Source organism: Pirellulimonas nuda, from assembly GCF_007750855.1.
Classification (GTDB): Bacteria; Planctomycetota; Planctomycetia; order Pirellulales; family Lacipirellulaceae; genus Pirellulimonas; species Pirellulimonas nuda.
This window is the reverse complement of record NZ_CP036291.1, coordinates 6,490,410-6,509,475: the sequence shown is the minus strand read 5'-3', so window position 1 is coordinate 6,509,475 and position 19,066 is coordinate 6,490,410. Positions and strand designations below refer to the sequence as shown.

The following is a 19,066-nucleotide window of genomic DNA, read 5'->3' as shown; positions in this document are numbered from 1 at the left end:
ACCCTCGATGCCGATCCGAGTCGCCCTCCACCACAAGACCTCGTACCACTACGACCGCAGGGTCAGCCTCGGCCCCCAGGCGGTGCGGCTGCGGCCCGCGGCCCACTGCCGCACGCCGGTCAGCGCTTACTCGTTGAAGATCGAGCCGGACGACCACTTCATCAACTGGCAGCAGGACCCGTTCGGCAACTTCATTGCGCGGCTGCTGTTCCACACGCCGACCGACAAGTTTAGCGTCACGGTGGACCTGGTGGCCGAGATGACCACCATCAACCCGTTCAACTTCTTCGTCGCCGACGAGGCGGCCGAGTTCCCCTTCAAGTACGACTCCGACCTCAGGCACGACCTGCTGAGCTTCCTCGAGCCGGCCAAGGAGACGCCCAGGTTCCTCGAGTACTTCCACTCGCTCGACGCCACGCCGCGGCGGACGCTCGACTTCGTGGTCGACATCAACCAGCGGCTGCAGAAGGACATCAGCTACCTGATCCGGATGGAGCCGGGCGTGCAGTCGCCCGAAGAGACGCTCACCACCGGCAGCGGCTCGTGCCGCGACTCGGCCTGGTTGCTGGCGGAGCTGCTGCGGAAGTTCGGCATGGCGAGCCGGTTTGTGTCCGGGTACCTGATCCAACTGGCGCCCGACGTCAAGCCGCTCGACGGCCCCCCCGGCCCCGAGGCCGACTTCACCGACCTGCACGCCTGGACGGAGGTCTTCCTGCCGGGCGCCGGCTGGATCGGCCTCGACCCCACCTCGGGGCTGCTGGCGGGCGAGGGGCACCTGCCGCTGGCCGCCACCCCGATGCCGCAGACCGCGGCCCCGATCTCCGGCGGGGTGGAGCCGTGCGAGTGCGAGTTCGAATTCGACATGACCGTCACGCGCGTCCACGAAGACCCACGCGTCACCAAGCCCTACACCGACGCCCAGTGGGACGCGGTCGACCGGCTCGGCGCCGAGGTCGACGCACGCCTGGTGGCCGGCGACGTGCGGCTGACGATGGGGGGCGAGCCGACCTTCGTGTCGATCGACGACATGGAGGGCGCCGAGTGGAACACCGCCGCGGTCGGTCCGATGAAGCAGCAACGCAGCGACCAGCTCATCCGCCGGCTGCGCGACCGCTTCGCCCCCGGCGGGCTGATGCACTACGGCCAAGGGAAGTGGTACCCCGGCGAGTCGCTGCCCCGTTGGTCGTACGCCTGCCTGTGGCGTGCCGACGGCGAGCCGATCTGGTCGAACCCCAAGCTGTTCGGCGAGGTCTCCGAGCCGGGCGAGGCCAGCATCGAAGAGGCCGCGCGGCTGTTGGGGGGCCTGTGCGACCGGCTGATGGTGGACGACCGCTGGGCCCGCCCCGCGTACGAGGACCCGTTGCACACGCTGTCGATCGAGCAGCGGCTCCCCACCGACGTCGACCCGACCAAGTTCGATCTAGATTCTCCCGAAGAGCGCCGCCGGCTCGCCAAGATGCTGGAACGCGGCGCCGCCCGGCCGGTGGGCTACGTGCTGCCGCTCACCCGCGCCTGGTGGCAGGCCCGCCCACGCTGGACCAGCGGCCCCTGGCCGTTCCGCTCCGACCGCTTGCTGCTGGTGCCGGGCGATTCGCCCGTGGGCCTGCGGCTGCCGCTGGAGAGCCTGCCGAAGGTGGGCGTCGCGGACCTCGGCCGGTTCTACCCGGAAGACCCGCACCGCCCCCGCACGGGTCTGCCGGAGTACGAGCGGCTGCGCGAGGCCGCGCGGCAACGCGCCCAGGACCCGGTCGAGGCGACCATCACCCGTCAGGAGCGCCGCGACGCGTTGTACGAGACCCCCGCGTGGGACGAAGAAGGCCCCCCCCCGCTGGCGCCGCTGGGCGTGGTGCGGACGGCCATGTGCATCGAGCCGCGCGACGGCCGGCTGCACATCTTCATGCCGCCGGTCCACACGCTGGAGGACTACCTCGAGCTGGTCGCGGCGATCGAAGAAACGGCCGAGACGCTCGACACGCCGGTAGTGATCGAGGGCTACCTCCCCCCGGCCGACCACCGGCTGAAGGTGATCAAGGTGACCCCCGACCCCGGGGTGATCGAGGTGAACATCCAGCCCGGCAGCAATTGGGACGAGCTGAAGGAGATCACCCAAGGGGTGTACGAAGACGCCCACCAGACGCGGCTGGGGACCGAGAAGTTCCAGCTCGACGGCCGGCACTCCGGCACCGGCGGGGGCAACCACCTGGTGCTCGGCGGGCCGACGCCGGGCGACAGCCCGTTCCTCCGCCGCCCCGACATGCTGCGGAGCCTGATCGGCTACTGGAACAACCACCCGTCGCTGTCGTACTTGTTCTCCGGCTTGTTCATCGGCCCCACCAGCCAGGCGCCGCGTGTCGACGAGGGGCGCCGCGACGCGATGTACGAGCTGGAGTTGGCGTTCAAGCAGGTGCCCGACTTCGGCAGCACCCCCCCGTGGCTGGTCGACCGCGTCTTCCGCAACCTGATGGTCGACCTGACGGGCAACACCCACCGGGCCGAGATCTGCATCGACAAGCTCTTCTCCCCCGACTCGTCGACCGGGCGGCTGGGGCTGGTCGAGCTGCGGGCGTTCGAGATGCCGCCCCACGTGCGGATGAGCCTGGTGCAGCAGTTGTTGGTGCGCGCCCTGACGGTGATGTTCTGGGAGAAGCCCCACACCGACCCGCTGATCCATTGGGGCACGGCGCTGCACGACCGGTTCATGCTGCCGCTGCCGCTCACCAAGGACTTCGACCGCGTGCTGAGCGACCTGGCCGAGGCGGGCATGAGGCTGGACCCCGCGTGGTTTGCCCCCCACATCGAGTTCCGCTGCCCGCGGATCGGCGTGTTCGAGCGGGAGGGGATCGAGGTGGAGCTGCGTACGGCGATCGAGCCCTGGTACGTGCTGGGCGAGGAGCCGGGCGGGGGCGGGACCGCGCGGTACGTCGACTCCTCTGTCGAGCGCCTGCAGGTGCTGGTCGATGGCCTGGTGACCGACCGCTACGCGCTGGCCTGCAACGGCGTTCGCGTGCCGCTCAAGCCGACCGGGCAGGTGGGCCAGCACTTTTCCGGCGTGCGCTACCGCGCATGGCAGCCCCCGAGCTGCTTGCACCCGACGATCCCGGTGAACACCCCGCTGGTGTTCGACCTGGTCGACCTGCACAACCACCGATCGCTGGGGGGGGCCCGCTACTACGTGGACCACCCCGGGGGGATCAACTCGGCCAATTTCCCGGTCAACGCCCTGGAGGCGGAGAGCCGCCGCGGGGGGCGGTTTACCGAGATCGGCCACACCGGCGGACGCCTGGAACCCCGCACCCTCCCACGCCACCCCGACTTCCCCCACACGCTCGACCTGCGGTGGGCGTCGGTGTGAAGGACCTCAACCGCCACGACGCCACGACCGCCAAGCACGCCACGACGGGAGTAAAGAAGAGAGAATTGAACCGCCAAGGTCGCCAAGAAGCGCCAAGACGGACGAAAGGTAGCGACAGGATTTGCCGGATGAACACGAACTCTCTTCAGAGAAGTGCTTCCATCGCAATCAACTTGTTCTTCTTCCTGTCGGTCCCCGTCCGTCGTGGCGTGCTTGGCGCTCGTGGCGGCGTGGCGGTTACCTAAACTGTCAAAGGCGGCTTGGCCCCGGACGTCGTAGCCAGTAACTTGTCCGCGACCCGCAATGGATTGTCGATGAGCATGGCAAAGACGCCCGCACCCAGCGCCACGGGCCCGTCGGCATCGATGAGCTCGATGAAGATCGCCTGCCCCCCAGGCGTCTACAACGAGGCGTTCGACGACTCGTCGGCCGGCAGGGGCGCCCCGCGGCCGCACTGGGACGCCCTGTTTTCAGCGATCAACGCGTTGCCCGCGGGGGATTTCGCCGAGCGGGCCGTCCGCGCCAACCGCTTGCTTCAGGAAGACGGCGTCACGTTCGACGTGTTCGCCCGCGAAGAAGAGGCCCGCGGCCCCCTGAAGCTCGACCTGCTGCCGCTGATCGAGCCGGCGGACGACTGGCAGGCGGCCTCGCACGGCCTCGATCAACGCGCCCGGCTGCTGGACGAGGTGGTCCGCGACCTGCACGGCCCGCAGCGGCTGGTGCGCCAGGGGCTGCTGCCCGGCGAGGTGGTCTTCCGGCACCCGGGGTTCCTCCGCGCATTCCACGGGCTGCGTCCCGCAGAAGAGCCGCGACTCGACTTCTACGCGGCCGAGCTGGCCCGCTCTCCCAGCGGCGCGTGGTGGGTGATGGCGGACCGCACCGACGCCCCCACGGGGCTCGGCTTTGCGATCGAGAACCGCCTGGTGTCGCTACGCAGCGTCCCGCAGTTGCTGCACGACCTGGGGGTGCAGCGGATCGCGTCGTTCTTCGCCGGCTTCCAGCAAACGCTCACCGAGCACGTGGCGCGTCGGGCAGACGCGCCGCGGATCGCCCTGCTCACCTCCGGCCCCGAAGCGACGTTCCACTTCGAGGACGTCTTCCTTGCGAGGTACTTGGGCTTCACCCTGGTCGAGGGGGGAGACCTGGCGGTGCGCAACAGCCGCGTCTTCCTCAAGACGCTGGACGGGCTGGCGCCTATCGACGTGCTGTTCTCCCGCGGCAACGAGCGCGGGCTCGACCCGCTGGAGCTGGGGGGCGCCTGGCGGCACGGGGTCCCCGGGCTGCTGGGGGCGGTGCGGGCCGGCGGGGTCAAGCTGGCCAACACGCCGGGCTGCGGGCTGGTCGAGGCGCCCATCCTGATGGCGTTCTTGCCGCCGCTGTGCCAGGCGCTGCTGGGCGAGCCCCTGGCGATGCCGTCGGTCGCTACCTGGTGGTGCGGCGACGCGTCTGCGCTGGCCTACGTGCTGGCCAACCTCGAGTCGCTGGTCGTGAAGCCCGCGTTCGAGCCCAGCGGGCGCGAAGAGATCATCGTCCACAAGCTCTCCATCGACGGCCGGCGCCAGTTGGCGGACCGCATCCGCGCCGACCCGGCCGCCTTCGTGGCTCAAGAGCTGATCGCCCGCTCGGCGGCGCCCGTGTGGCACGGCGACCACCTGGAGGCGGGCCACGTGGCGGTGCGGGCGTTCTCCTACCGGCACGGGGAGCAGTACCGCACGCTGCCCGGCGGGCTGGTGCGCGTGGCGCCCACCTCCGAACCGATGGAGCTGGCCATCACCGCCGGCGATCAGAGCAAAGACCTGTGGGTGCTGGCCGGGGGCGAGATCGACCGCGTCACCCTGCTGGAGCCCCCGCACCGCCTGGCGCCGCTCCGCCGCACCGGGGCGATGTTCCCCAGCCGGGTGGCGGACAACCTGTTCTGGTTGGGCATCTCGATGCAGCGCAGCGACCACCTGGCGCGGCTGATCCGCTGCACGGTCGACAGGCTCAGCGCCGAGAGCGAGAAGGAGGTGCCCGAGGTCGCGACGCTCGCCCGGGCGCTGGTGCAGGTGGGGCAGATCGCCCCCGACTTTGTGCTGGAAGACTTCAGCCGCCGGCTGCCGTCGCTCGCCAAGGCGCTCCCCCGGGCCGCGTGCGACCCCGGCGAGCCGCGTGGGCTGGCCGGCAGCGTCGCCGAGCTGCGCCGGCTGGCGTCGCAGGTGCGGGACTGGATCAGCCACGACACCTGGCGCCGGCTGCACGGCGCCGCCGGGGCGTTCTTGCACGGCGCGGCCAGCGGCGACGCCGACCTGGAGCTGCTCAACCGCTTGCTGGACGACCTGCTGGGGGGCCTGGCCGCCGCCACGGGGCTGGTGCAAGAAGGGATGACCCGCGGCCCCGCCTGGCGGTTCCTCGACATGGGCCGGCGCATCGAGGCGGCCCGCAACGTCGCCAGCCTGGTAGACGCAGCCGCCGAGGCCGAGTCGCTCGCGCGGCCGGAGGTGCTCAAGGCGCTGCTGGACGTCGTGAACTGCCAGATGACCTACCGGGTGCGCTACCTCGACCGCATGCAGCAGCACGCGGTGATGGACCTAGTTCTGGTAGACGAGACGAACCCCCACTCGCTGGCGTACCAGGTGGTGCGGCTGGCGGAGCACGTTGAGGCGCTCCCGTCGGCCAGCAACCACCCGCTGCGCAGCCTGCACGCCCGGCTGGCGATCGCCGCGGTGCACGCGGTGCGGATGCTCACGCTTGAAGAGCTGGCCGAATCCCCCCCGGTGCGGCTGATCTCCTTGTTCTCCGAGATCGAGACCGGCATGTCCGACCTGCGCGACCGGCTCACCGCAAAGTACCTTGTCCACTCGGGTCCTCCGCGCCAGATGGCCGAAGACCCCATGCTGCGTTCCTAAACCCACACCGTCGCCCGGCGCCATGCGCTACCGAGTCGTCCACATCACCCGCTACCTCAGCGAGAACCGCGTCTCGGTGGGTTTCAACGAGGCGTGGCTCCGGCCCCTCGTCGGGCCGGGCCAAGAGCTGCTGCGCTTCCAGCTAAGGGTCTCGCCAGAGCCCTCCAGCCAGTCGGAGCGGACCGACTACTTCGGCAACACCGTGTCGGTGTTCTCGTTCTACGAGGGCTACGAACAGTTGGTGGTGCGCGCGGAGAGTGAGGTGTGCGTGGCGCCCCCCAGCGTGGTCGCGGGCCGTGAGTCGGAGCCGTGGGAGGGGGTGCGTGGCTCGCTCCCCGGGCTGGCGGCGACGCTCCCCGCGGTGATCGAGCTCTCCATCGGTTCGCCCCGGGCCACCGCCAGCCCCGCGATCGCGGCCTACGCCGCCGAGTCGTTCCCCCCGGGCCGGCAGGTGCTGGCGGGGGCGCTCGACCTGTGCCGCCGGGTCCACGCCGACTTCAAGTACGAGCCCGGCGCCACGGTGGTCACCACGCCGGTGGAGGAGGCGTTCGACGGCCGCCGGGGCGTGTGCCAAGACTTTGCCCACATCATGCTGGCGGCGCTCCGCTCGCTGGGGCTCCCGGGGGCGTACGTCAGCGGCTACCTGCGCACCCAGCCCCCGCCGGGCAAGCCGCGGCTGGTGGGCGCCGACGCGTCGCACGCCTGGGCCAGCGTCTACTGCGGGGCGTTGGGGTGGGTCGACCTCGACCCCACCAACGACGTGATCACCGGGCAGGACCACATCACGGTCGCCCGCGGGCGCGACTACGGCGACGTGCCGCCGCTTCGCGGGGTGTTCATCGGCGGCGGCCAGCACACGCTAGAGGTCAGCGTGGACGTTGAGCCTCTGAAGTAACCCAAGGGGTAGCGGCGCATTGCACCCTGGTGCACGTCTCGGGCGGCAGTGCGTGCCGCGTCTCAAAGCCCCGCGCCCCTAGGCGCCAAGGCCGCGCGCCCCTAGGCGCCAAAGCCCCGCGCCCGTCGGCGCAGCAGACAGCGGCCGCGGTCAGCGGGGCGGGTTCGGCCCGCCGCGGCGTACGCCCGTAGGCGGCTTGGCGGCGGGGGCCTGGTGGCGACCACGAACGGGCCGCCCACGGACGAAGCGACGAGAAGCGCTCCGCGGCGCTATTTCTTGCGGTGGCGGATCTTGGCCCGCATGCGCCGCTTTTTGCGGCCCTGCTTGCGCCGGCCCTTACCTGATTTCTTCGTTCCCAACTGGCAGCCTGTGTGGACGGGGGGAGGTGAATCGAATCGCCGAGTATAGGGGGGGCGGCGGGGCGCAGCAAGCGACCGCCACCGGCGGGGAGCCGCCGCGGGTGCTGGCAGCCAGGAAAAGCCGACCCCGCTTGCCGGTTTTCCCCCCCGGCGCGGCGCGTATAGAGTGGTGGATGGAACGCCGCGGGCCCCCCCGCGGCCCCGCACCCCGAACCCCCAAAACGGCCGCCGTTGTACGCCTACCTGACCATCCTGAGCGGCGACCGGGTCGGGGTCGTGACCACGCTCAACGGCGAGCGGCCCGTCACCATGGGCCGCGGCGGCGACTGCGACCTCACGCTCAACGACCGCCTCTGCTCCCGCGTGCACGCCCAGGTGGCGCTCGAGGAGGGACGCTGGGTCGTACGCGACTGCGAGAGCCGCAACGGCACCTTCGTCAACGGCCAGCGGGCCGAGTCCGCCGCGCTGGGGGAGGGCCACGTCGTGCGGATCGGCACCACCGACCTCGAGTTCCACCAGGCCGACCAGCCCCCCACGGCCGCCGGGGGCGACCCCAGCGACACCCACACGCTGGTCCTGGACGCCTCGGTCGAATCGCCCCCCGCCGAGCCGGAGTCGCTCGGCGCCGCCCCCAGCCTCGAGCGGGTCAAGGAGCTCACGCTCCGGCACCAGCTCGCGGTCAGGCTGCTGTCCACCACCGACCCGGAAGAGACCGTCCGAGAGTCGCTCGACCTGCTGCGGTCGCGCACCGGCGCCTCGGTGGTCGGGTTCCTGTGGATCGACGACGAGGGGAAGCTCCGCCCCAAGATGGTGCTGCCGGAGGACGCGGCCGAGAGCGTCCGCCTCAGCCCGTCGCTCACCGACCTGGTGCTCAAGCGCGGCCACGCCGTGTGGGTGGCCAACCAGGAGGCGCCCCAAGAAGACTCCAGCCTGGCGCACTTCTCCGACGCGGTGTGCGCGCCGCTGATCGCTCGGGTCGAGGGGGACCAGAAGAAGCGGCTCGGCGCCGTGCACGTCTACTCGGCGGCGGGGCGGTTCCGCCAGTCGGAGTTCGACTTCATCATCTCGGTCGCGAACCTGCTGAGCGTGGCGCTGGCCCGCGCCGTGCAGTTCACCCAGATGGCGATCGACCTCGACCGGCTGGTGAAGCGTTCGCCGGGGTTCGCCGAGCTGGTGGGCGAGAGCCCCCCGATGCTGTCGCTCAAGAGCAAGATCGCCAAGGTGGCGCCCGCCTCGGGGTGCGTGCTGGTGCGCGGCGAGAGCGGCGTGGGCAAAGAGCTGGTCGCCCGCGCCGTGCACCGCGCCAGCCCGCGGGCCGACCGCCCGATGGTTTCGGTCAACTGCGCCGCGATCCCGGCCGACCTGATGGAGAGCCAGCTCTTCGGCCACAAGTCGGGCTCGTTCACCGGCGCCGACCGCGACCACGTGGGCTACTTCCAGCAGGCCGACCTGGGGACGCTGTTTCTCGACGAGGTGGGGGAGCTGTCGCTCGAGGGGCAGGCCAAGCTGCTGCGCGTGCTCGACGGCAGGCCGTTCCTGCCGGTGGGGGGCGCCAAGGAGATCGCCGTCAACGTCCGCCTGGTGGCCGCCACCAACCAAGACCTGCAGACCTACGTCCGCGAGAAGCGGTTCCGCGAAGACCTCTACTACCGGCTCAGCGTCTTCGAGCTGCAAGTCCCCCCGCTGCGCGACCGGGGCGAAGACATCGGCCTGCTGGTCGACTTCTTCCTCGAACACTTCCGCGGCGAGCACGGCCGCCCCGGGCTGACCCTCTCCCCCGCGGCCCGCGAGATGCTGCTGGGGTACCGCTGGCCCGGCAACGTCCGGCAGCTCCGCAACGTGATGGACAGCGCCGTGGTGCTGGCCGAGGGGGGCGTGATCGAGCCCTCCGACCTGGCGCTGCGCGACGCCTCGGCCCCCGAGCCCTCGGCCCCCGCCGAGAGCCTGCGGATCGACCACTGGGAGCGTAAACTAATCCTCACCGCGCTGGAGCGCACCGGGGGCGCCGTCCCCGAGGCGGCCAAGCTGCTGGGCATCGGCCGGGCGACCCTGTACCGCAAGTTCGAACAGCACGGCATCGAGCGGTGAGGCGATTAACCACGGAGTCACAGAGCACACAGAGACGAACGGAGACGGCAGAAGGATCCTCTCGCAGAGGCGCGGAGACGCAGAGGACGCCAAGCGGCGGTGACCAGTCCTTCGAGACTAGAATGCTCGTGGTGTTTGCTCCGCACTGCTTATGACAAGGGCTTAGTGATTGAACCTTCAGATTTTTCCTCTGCATCACTGCATCTCTGCGCCTCCGCGAGATCCTTTCATGACTGACACAGTTGTTGACAGGAGGCCGTTTACACGGTCTCCGTCCGTCTCTGTGCCCTCAGTGACTCCGTGGTTAATTTTTTCGCCAAGAGAAGACCGCTGATGAGCGACTCCCTGGCCGCTACCGATCGCCGCCGACTCGAGGGGCTCGACCGGGCTGCGCTCGAGGCGGTCCAGCTCCAGAAGCTCAACGGGCTGCTTGCGCGGCTCCGGGGCGCCGGCGGGATGTACCGGGAGTTGTTGGCGGATGCTCCAACACGTCTGGATCGGATCGACCAGATCGCGGGCCTGCCGTTCACGGACAAGGACGCCCTGATCCCCGACACCGACGACCAGCCCGCCCGCAACCACACCGCCCCGCTAGAGTCGTACGTCCGGCTGCACCAGACCAGCGGCACCCGCGGCCGGCCGCTGATGGTGCTCGACACGGCGCTCGACTGGCAGTGGTGGATCGATTGCTGGGCCTTCGTGCTGGACGCGGCCGGCGTGACCCGCCGCGACCGCGCGGTGCTGGCCTTCTCGTTCGGCCCCTTCATCGGCTTCTGGAGCGCGTTCGACGCGCTGGCCGCGCGGGGCGTGCTCGCCGCGCCCGCGGGGGGCATGGGCAGCGCCGCCCGCATCGACCTGATCCGCCGTGTCCGCGCCTCGGTGCTGCTGTGCACGCCCACGTACGCGATGCGGCTGGCGGACGAGGCCGTGGCGCTGGGGTGCGATCCGGCCGGCCTGGGAGTGGAAAGGATCATCGTGGCAGGCGAACCCGGCGGCAGCGTCCCCGCCGTGCGGCAGCGGATCGAGCAGGCGTGGGGCGCCCGGCTGACCGACCACAGCGGCGCCAGCGAGGTCGGCCCCTGGGGCTACGGCGACCCCGCCGGCCGGGGGCTGCACGTGCTGGAGAGCGAGTTCATCGCCGAGTTCCTCTCGGTCGAGTCGGGCCGGCCCGCGGCCGAGGGCGAGCTCTCCCACCTGATCCTCACCAGCCTGGGCCGCTGGGGCTCCCCGGTGGTCCGCTACCGCACCGGCGACCTGGTGCGGCCTAGCTGGCGCTTCGAGGGCGACAACCGCTTTGTGCACCTGGCCGGCGGCGTGCTGGGGCGGGCCGACGATATGCTGGTGATCCGCGGCGTGAACGTCTTCCCCAGCGCCATCGACGCGGTGCTGCTCGACCTGCCGGGGGTCGCCGAGTACCGCGTGACCGCCCGCAAGCGGGGCGCCATGGACGACCTGCTAGTCGAGGTCGAGCCCCGCACCGCGCCGTCACCACAAGACAGCAGCAGCCGACCTTCGGTCGGCGCGTCCGAACTCGAATGGCCCACGCCTATCACGCCCCAACAAGTCGCCGAGCAGCTCCGGCTACGGATCGGGCTGTCGGTGGAGGTGACGATGGCGCCCCCCGGGAGCCTGCCCCGCAGCGAGGGGAAGAGCCGCCGCTTCATCGACAAACGAGGAGAGTCATGAGCCAGCCCACACCCACCGGTATCGAGAGGCTACCCGAGCGCCGGCTGCGGATCGCCTGGAGCGACGGCCAGACGCGCGAGTACTCGGCCCGCGAGCTGCGAGGGGCCTGCCCCTGCGCGTCGTGCCGAGAGAAGCAATCGGCGCCCCCCCCTTCGCCGCTGCAACTCAACGTGCTGAGCGAGGCCGAGACGCTCCCGCTAGAGATCATCGGCATGGCGCCGGTCGGCTCGTACGCCTACCGCATCCATTTTAGCGACGGCCACAACACGGGGCTGTTCACGTTCGAAAGGCTACGCGAGCTGGGCGAGAGCGCGTAGCGACCGCATAGCCTCCGGCGTCAGCCGCCGGAGTATTTCACCGACCCGCCCCGTCCTCTTCCGCCGGGTCGGACTGCGGCGCATCAGGCTCGTCGGCCGGCTCGGCCGGCTGCTTCCCATCCTCCGCAGAGGCTTCTGGTTTTTCTGCTGAAGGCTCCGATTCTTCCGCTGATGGCTCGGATTCCTCTGCCGAAGGCTCCGCGTCCTCCGACTCCATCTTCTCGCTAGCGGGCTCTGCGTTTTCGGCTGAGGGCTCCGCATCTTCTGCTGAGGGCTCGGATTCCTCTGCTGAGGGCTCCGCGTCCTCCGCTGAAGGCTCAGCGTCTTCCACTGAGGGCTCAGCATCTTTCGCTGAAGGCTCCGATTCTTCCTTTGACGGCTCTGCCTCGTCCGACCCTTCTGCTTCCGGCGTCATCTCTTCGGCCGCGGGGTCGGGGGTGGTTTCGGCCGGGGCGTTGGGCGGGCCGCCCGGTCCCCCGAGCATGCCGCCCAGGTTCGGCAGGCCCTGGATGCCGCCGGCGCCGGCGGGGGGCGCCGATTCGCTGGCCGCTTCGCCCTCGGGCGCCTCTTTGGTCTTGATGACGTCTTTGTGGGTGAGGTGGATCTTCTGGTAGACCTGGTTGGAGATCACGTAGTACCAGTCGCCGAAGCGGGCGTTGAGCTCCTTGACCCGCTCCTGGCCCGCCTTGATCTTCTCTTGGTAGGCGTCCAGCTTGCGCTGGTTGGACTGCTCAATCTCTTTCCGCTGGGCGATGACCTCGTCCACCAGTTCGCTGTTGCCCGCCTTGGCGGCTCCGTCGGCGTCTTCGGCCGCAGCGTCGTCCTTCTTTTCGTCGCCCGCTTCGCCATCCGCTTCGTCATCGGCCGGCTTGTCGGCGTCGGGCGTGTCCGCGTCGTCTTTGGCGGGCTCGTCGTCGGCGGGTTCGTCGTTTGCCGATTCGTCCTTGGGCTCCTGGGCGCCCTCGGGCAGGGCCGGCAGCTCTTCCAGCTCCGGCTTCTCGATCGCGTTCTCGTCGAAGCGGGCCATCACGAACAAGTAGCGGTTCACGCCGCCGGCCTCTTCCGGGGCGCCATCGGCGGACGCATCTGGGTCGGCGCCCGCGGCGGGCTGGGCGGCCTCGTCTTCGTCTGCTTGCAGGCCGCCGAACCGCAGGACGTACTCGACGCCGTCCTTCATCGTGGCCACAAACTCTCCTTCGCTGGAGATCAGCTCGACGCCGCCGCCGCGGCGCCCCACGGCCAGGAAGCCGCGTCGGGCCAGGCTCTCGATCGTGGCGGTGTCCTTGAGGAAGTCTTCGCCCGCCTTGAGGCTTCCGCTGAGCCCTTCGGGCTTGCGTTCGACGTCGACGATCTTCAGGTTGTCCAGCGCGTCCTTGAGCTCTCGCAGCTTGTCCGGGTCCAGCTCTTGTTCTGCGGACAGCTCAACCTCGTCGTACCCCTGCTTGAGGTTGTCGTACACGGCGATCCGCTTCGCCTGCCACTCGCCGGCGCCGTCGTCGTAGGTGAGCGTCATCTGGTCGTCGTAGCTCTGCTTGAGCTGCGGCACGATCCGGCCATCGGCCGTCATCGCCAGCTCGGCAGACGCGCTGTAGTTGTCCAGGGTCACCTGCTCCAGGTCCCACGGGTTGATCTTGAGCAGGTCGTCCTCGATCCAGTCGTCGAACTTGGTGGGGAACTTGCTGGGGTCGACGTCCACCACGTACACCACGTCCTGGTCGGCGAGTCGGACGTAGCGCTGGTTCTCGGAGCCCTTGACCTCCTTGCCGATGATCAGGTCGATCAGCGGCTTGTCGCTGCCGTCCAGCATCGCCACGCGGACGCCGACGCCGGTCTGCCCCACGGCCAGCTTGCTGCTCTTGGGGTCGACGACGCCGTACTCCTCGTGGTCGGCCGGCAGCTTGCTGGCGATCCGCAGCACCTCGCGGTCCATCACGCCGGCGGCCGCCTCGCCCATCTGCTTCTCGGCGTCGGCCGGGTAGCCGCTCTTGGAGGGGAGGGTCCAAACGCCGTCGCGTTCGGCCACCTCGAACTCGCTGAGCGTGGCGGTCTCTTCGTTGAAGCGGGTGATCCGCAGCCGGGCCGCCTGCTCGGGGTCGAACTTGACGACCAGCGGCTTGCCGGTGCGGCTCTGGGCCTCGCGTTCCAGGTCGATCGCCTGGGGACGCGTCGCAACCGCGGCGGCCACGCACGCCGCGGCGACGCCAACGAACAGGAAGGTCTTGGTGGATTCGTTCATAGTTCTCGCATACTCATAGCTAAAAAGCACACTACGGAGGGTCCTGGATCGCACTCCAAATTATCTCTCGCAGAGGCGCAGAGACGCAGAGGAAGTCATCGTTGGAGTCAGCGCTGACTCCTCTGCGTCTCTGCGCCTCTGCGAGAGTCTTTCTGTAGTTGGTCTCCCGGTCGTCTCCGTGGTCTGTGTGGCTCAGTGGTTAATCTTTCTTAACGACCGGTTCCTGTTCCGCCGTGTGGAACCGCAGGCGTTCTTTCGCCACCCCTTCTTGCTCCGCCTGGCGGCGGTGGAAGAAGACGATCGCGGCCAGCAGGATCGGCAAGATCGGCGGCAGGATCACGGCCGTGAACTTGAAGAAGTCCTGCACGCCCCGCACCTCGGCGGTGAGGTCGCGCTCGATCTGCCGCGTCTTGCGTTGGGCGCTCTGGCGGAGGCGGTTGGTCTCGACGTCCAGCATCCGCTGCCGGCGGGCCTGCTCCTGGTCCACCAGCACGGCCTTCTGCTGCGCCGAGAGCCCGGGGCGGTTGCGGATCTCGTCGATCGCCTCGCGGAACTTCTGCTGCGCCAGCTCGATCTGCTCTTCGGCTTCCTTGCTGAACTCCGAACGCTCGGTCAGGGCCTCCTTGCGGGCCTCGTAAGTGGCGTCTTCGATCAGCGTCAGCGTGCGGTGCTCGCGGGTCCGCTTGCGGATGTCGACAAACCGCTCGTCATTCGCCAGCGAGTCGAGGATGTTCAGCACGAACGTGGTGTTCTGGAACCGCCAGTCCACCGGCGAACCCTCTTGGTCGCCCAGGGCGCGGATCATGAAGAAGATGTTGCTCAGGCAGTCGATGTCCGCCACCACCACCGCCTTGATCGGCGGCGTCGCGGGCTCCTTCTCCTTGGAGTCGGCGCCGGCCGGCTTCTCTTCTTTCAGGTCTTCTTCGCTCAGCTCGCCGGTGTTGACCTCGTCCGCCGAGAGCGAGTCTTCCTCGGGGGGCTTGCCGCTGATCTCCGCCGCGATCACGTAGCTGGTGGTGCGCGTGGGCGGGGAGCGGCGGGCCATGTTGGGGGACCGGGCGGCCATCTCGGCCTCTTGGTAGCTCATGACCCCGGAACGCGCTTCGTTGGTGACCGCCAGCGGCTGGAAGTCGAGCTTCGACCCCGGCGCCGGCGCCACCGAGCCCGCGAACAAGAACAGCACCTGCTTCATCCCGTTCGAGATCATGTTCGCGGGGTTGAACGGCTCCTCGGCGCCGTTGTCCTGATCAACGTACACCCAGTCGGGCGTGGTGAAGGCCTCGGCGCCGGGGTAGGGGTTGTACTCTTGCCAGACAAGCTGCTGGCCGTCGAACCGCACCCCCAGCAGCCGCCAGAGCTGCGAGATGTCTCCCTTGGGCTCGGCCTGGCCCCCGCCGAACATGGCCATCGGGCCGCCCGCGGGACGGTTGTCTTGAGCGGTGCCCACGGTCGTGGCGGCGAAGTCGGTCACGGGGTAGGGGTCTTCGAAGATGGCGGTCGGGATGCCGGCCTTGACCGCGGCGACAAAGTTGTCGAGCTGCTCGGGCCGCAGCGAACTGGGCTGCACCGCCAGCAGCACGTCGTAGTCGTCCGCGATCGGCCCGGCCGGGTCGACCTCCACGACGTCGTACTGCTTCTTGAGCTCGGTCACGAGCTGGGATTCTTCGTTCTGGCCCATCGACTGCATGTTGAAGCCCCCCAGCAGGCTGGCGGCGGTCTTCACCACCCCCACGCGCTTACGCTTCTGCTGGGCGACCGTGGCGATCGAGCGGACCACCTCGTACTCCACCGGGATGCCGCGGTCGAAGAACGGGATCACCACCTTGTCCAGCCCGCACTCGAACGCGGCGCCGAGGAACACCTCTTCGCGGGTGCGGGCGCCGCGCTGGGTCGTCTCGACGTCGCGGGCCTCGATGCCGAAGTTGCGTTCGGCGTAGGTGGCTTCTTCGCTGAAGGTCTCGATCTGGTTGACGTCTACCTGCACCTTGCCGCCGGAGATGCTTTGCAGCTCGCGGAGCGTGGCCAGCAGGTCGCGTTTCTGGGCGGCCAGCTCGCTGGGGACCTGGGGGCTGACGTAGGCGGTCACGCGGATGGGCCGCACGTCTTTGTCGTCGGCCAGCTTGCGGACCATCTCTTTGGTCTTGGGGGAGAGCGAGTTGAGCTGCTCGACCGACAGGTCGGCGCGTCCCCAGCCCAGGTTCGACAGGGCGTAGTTGGCCGCCCCGGCGACCAGCAGCAGGGCCACCACGCGGGTGAGGAAGTGCCCGCCGCGCGAGGCGCCGTCGGCCCCGCCGGTCCAGTGCCGGCGGCCGATGAGGATCATGCTCACGTACAGCATCACGGCCGCGATGCTGAGGAAGTAAACCGCTCCGCTGAGGGTGAACACGCCGCGTTGGAAGTCGGCGAACTGCTCCAGCGCGCTCCAGCGGCGGACCGCCTGGGCCATCGCGGGGTCTTTCACCACCCAGTCCGCCACGCCGGCGATCGCCAGCGGGGCGTTGAACAGCATGCCCAGGATGAAGCCGACCGTGAGGTTCGAAGTAAGGAACGAGGCCACCATGCCGATCGACAGCATCGCCAGGCCGACAAACCAGTAGCCCAGGTAGGCGCCCACGTACAAACCGAGGTCGGGCTCACCGAGCCCGTAGAGGAACACCAGCAGCACCGAGACCATGCTGAACAGCAGCGCGACGGTGAAGATGGCCACGGCGGCCAGGTACTTGCCCAACACCACGTCGACGTCGGTCGAGGGGAGCGTCAGCAGCAGCTCGTCGGTCCCCTGGCGGCGTTCTTCCGCCCAGGTGCTCATGGTGATCGCCGGCACGAACACCAGCAGGATGAACGGCATCCAGGTGCTGAGCTGGTCGAGGTTCGCCAGGTTGTTGGCGAAGAACTCCGGCGGCCAGAACGCCGCCAGGCTGCTGAGCATCACGAACACGCAGATGAAGACGTAGCCGGTCGGGTTCGAGAAGTAGCTCACGAAGTCGCGACGGAAGATCGCGTGGATAATCGTCCAGTTCATCAGTTGGGTCGTGGTGAGTAGAGACTGGTGATTGGAAAGCAATAAAAACTCACCACAGAGCCACGGAGGTCACAGAGACGAACAGAGAAAGAAATCAAAACAACCGATGATCAAGCCTGAATAACCAATTGCAACTGAACTACCGCGTTTCATCTCTTGGTCATTGGGGCTTGGACATTGGGCTTTCCTGGTTCCTCTGTCCGTCTCAGTGTCCTTAGTGACTCTGTGGTTTCACTTACGCGATGGCGGCGCCGCCGCTGGTGAGCTGCTGGAACCGCTGGTCAAGGTCGGCCTCGGCCGCTTTGAAACCCAGCGGCGTGCCGTCGAACACGACGCGCCCCTCGTTGATAAAGATCACGCGGTTACACATGGCCTCTACTTCCTGCAGGATGTGCGTGCTCAGCAGGATGGTCTTGGTCTCGCCCAGCGTGCGGATCATCTTGCGCACCTCGCGGATCTGGTTGGGGTCGAGCCCCGCGGTCGGCTCGTCCAGGATCAGCACGTCCGGCTCGTGCAGCAGCACCTGGGCCATGCCGACGCGTTGACGGAAGCCCTTGGAGAGCTTGCCGACCGGCTTGCCGATCACGCTGGAGAGCCGGCACAGGTCGACCACCTTCTCGATGCGGTCTTCGATCTGCGCCGTGCTCAGGCCGCGGATCCGGCCGAAGAACTGCAGGCTCGATCGGGGCGACATGTCCGGGTAGAGGGGGCCGTTCTCCGGCAGGTAGCCCAGCCGCCGCGAGCCGTCGATGCGATCCTTGAACATGTCGAAGCCGGCGATGCGGGCCTCGCCGGCGCTGGGCGCCAGGTAGCCGGTGAGCAGCTTCATGGTGGTGCTCTTGCCGGCGCCGTTGGGGCCGAGGAACGCCGCTACCTCGCCCGTGCGGACCGTGAACGTAACGTCCCGCGTGGCGGCAAAGTCGCCGTAGAACTTCGAGAGGCCGACCGCCTCGATCATGGCCTCCGGCCGGCCTGGCACGGCCTCCGGCCGATTGGTCTGCCCGTCCGCGGGGTCGGTCGTCGAATCACTCATCGTTGTGCGTTGCTCCGGAAGAAGGGGCGGCGGGGCCGCTAGCAGCGGATCCTTGGCGAAAAAACCCGCACTGGCCCGTTAGGGTAGCCCTGGTTGCTCTGGGTTGTCTAGGCGGCCGCCCGGCCCGCCGCGACCGGTGCGCAGCGGTTTTCAGGGGCGACTCTTACGCTACGGACCCCCGCCGGGGCCGGTTCGGATAAATCTCCCAGGCGCCCCAGTCGGCCCACCACTTCTTTCCAGGGGGCGATTGCTCTGGGCCTGGGGTGGGGCGTGCATCTAGACTCCCGCCCCCGTGGGGACGCCGCGCCAACGGGGCGTAGCCCGTCGGCTAGGAAGCTTTCACGCCAGATAGAGGAATCCCCATGCGGTCGATCGCGGTCATTAATCAGAAAGGGGGCGTGGGGAAAACCACCACGGCCGTCAACCTGAGCGCCGCCCTGGCCCGCTCCGGGTTCCGCGTCGGCCTGCTGGACATGGACCCCCAGGCCCACGCGTCGATCCACCTGGGGGTCGACCCCAAGCGGCCCGAAGCCACGATGTACGACCTGCTGGCCGGCGACGCCACGCTGGACGACCTGTGGCGCCACGGCGACACGAACCTGCAGGTCGCCCCCGCGCACATCGACCTGGCCGCCGTAGAGGTCGAGCTGGCCGGCGTGGTGGGACGCGAGGTGATCCTGCGAGACAAGCTAGCGTCGCAAGCAGACCGCTTCGACTACCTGCTGATCGACTGCCCCCCGTCGCTCGGCGTGCTGACGCTCAACGCGCTTACCGCGGTCGAGGACGTCTTCCTGCCGATGCAGCCCCACTTCTTGGCGCTGCACGGCCTGTCGAAGCTGATGCAGACGGTCGGCCTGGTGTCCGAGCGGCTCAACCCGCGGCTGCGGATGGCCGGAGTGGTGCTCTGCATGTACGAATCGGGCACCCGCCTAGCGACCGAGGTAAGCGAAGACGTCGGCCGGTTCTTCGGCCAGCTCCGCGGCTCGGGCCCGGTTTGGAGCAGCGTGCGGTTGTTCGAAACCCGCGTGCGCCGCAACATCCGCCTGGCCGAGGCGCCCAGCTTCGGGCAGTCGATCTTCGGCTACGCCGCCGACTCGCGTGGTGCCGAAGACTACGCCTCGCTCGGCGCCGAGGTAGAAGCCTACTACGCCGGCCGCAAGCTGCTGACCACGGCCGCCTAGCGCCGCCCGCCC

The 19,066-nt window shown here is 69.0% G+C and carries 10 protein-coding genes; 7 read left to right on the top strand and 3 right to left on the bottom strand.

Annotated elements, in window-relative coordinates; all coding sequences use genetic code 11:
• Nucleotides 1-7 precede the first annotated feature (7 nt).
• The 6 genes from Pla175_RS25260 to Pla175_RS25235 all read left to right on the top strand — a co-directional run bounded on the left by Pla175_RS25260 (nucleotide 8) and on the right by Pla175_RS25235 (nucleotide 11,582).
• Nucleotides 8-3,352, top strand: a complete 3,345-nt coding sequence (locus tag Pla175_RS25260; protein ID WP_145291853.1) for a transglutaminase family protein — start codon at nucleotides 8-10, stop codon at nucleotides 3,350-3,352.
• 314 nt (nucleotides 3,353-3,666) lie between these two features.
• Complete coding sequence (locus Pla175_RS25255; protein ID WP_145291852.1) at nucleotides 3,667-6,237, top strand: circularly permuted type 2 ATP-grasp protein; 2,571 nt, start codon at nucleotides 3,667-3,669, stop codon at nucleotides 6,235-6,237.
• 22 nt (nucleotides 6,238-6,259) lie between these two features.
• Nucleotides 6,260-7,132 (top strand): transglutaminase family protein, encoded by an 873-nt coding sequence (locus Pla175_RS25250; protein WP_145291851.1) that lies wholly within the window; start codon nucleotides 6,260-6,262, stop codon nucleotides 7,130-7,132.
• A gap of 590 nt (nucleotides 7,133-7,722) precedes the next feature.
• Nucleotides 7,723-9,579: a sigma 54-interacting transcriptional regulator gene (locus tag Pla175_RS25245; RefSeq protein WP_145291850.1), complete on the top strand. Its 1,857-nt coding sequence runs from the start codon at nucleotides 7,723-7,725 to the stop codon at nucleotides 9,577-9,579.
• 333 nt (nucleotides 9,580-9,912) lie between these two features.
• Nucleotides 9,913-11,265, top strand: coding sequence for a phenylacetate--CoA ligase family protein (locus Pla175_RS25240; RefSeq protein ID WP_145291849.1), 1,353 nt, complete (start codon nucleotides 9,913-9,915; stop codon nucleotides 11,263-11,265).
• Nucleotides 11,262-11,582 carry a gamma-butyrobetaine hydroxylase-like domain-containing protein gene (locus tag Pla175_RS25235; RefSeq protein WP_145291848.1) on the top strand — a complete coding sequence of 107 codons (321 nt, stop codon included), beginning with the start codon at nucleotides 11,262-11,264 and terminating at the stop codon, nucleotides 11,580-11,582. Before Pla175_RS25240 ends, Pla175_RS25235 begins: the two co-directional genes overlap by 4 nt.
• Nucleotides 11,583-11,619: 37 nt before the next feature.
• On the opposite strand, the gene Pla175_RS25230 is transcribed toward Pla175_RS25235, so the two are convergent.
• From Pla175_RS25230 to Pla175_RS25220, 3 genes are all read right to left on the bottom strand, one after another.
• Nucleotides 11,620-13,818, bottom strand: coding sequence for a DUF4340 domain-containing protein (locus Pla175_RS25230; protein ID WP_145291847.1), 2,199 nt, complete (start codon nucleotides 13,816-13,818; stop codon nucleotides 11,620-11,622).
• Between the two features lie 199 nt (nucleotides 13,819-14,017).
• Nucleotides 14,018-16,840 carry a Gldg family protein gene (locus Pla175_RS25225; protein ID WP_145291846.1) on the bottom strand — a complete coding sequence of 941 codons (2,823 nt, stop codon included), beginning with the start codon at nucleotides 16,838-16,840 and terminating at the stop codon, nucleotides 14,018-14,020.
• Nucleotides 16,841-17,075: 235 nt separating this feature from the next.
• Nucleotides 17,076-17,873 carry an ABC transporter ATP-binding protein gene (locus tag Pla175_RS25220; RefSeq protein WP_145291845.1) on the bottom strand — a complete coding sequence of 266 codons (798 nt, stop codon included), beginning with the start codon at nucleotides 17,871-17,873 and terminating at the stop codon, nucleotides 17,076-17,078.
• Between the two features lie 362 nt (nucleotides 17,874-18,235).
• On the opposite strand from Pla175_RS25220, the gene Pla175_RS25215 reads away from it, so the two are divergent.
• On the top strand, nucleotides 18,236-19,054 hold the full coding sequence (locus tag Pla175_RS25215) for a ParA family protein (RefSeq protein ID WP_145291844.1): 819 nt from the start codon (nucleotides 18,236-18,238) through the stop codon (nucleotides 19,052-19,054).
• Nucleotides 19,055-19,066: the final 12 nt, after the last annotated feature.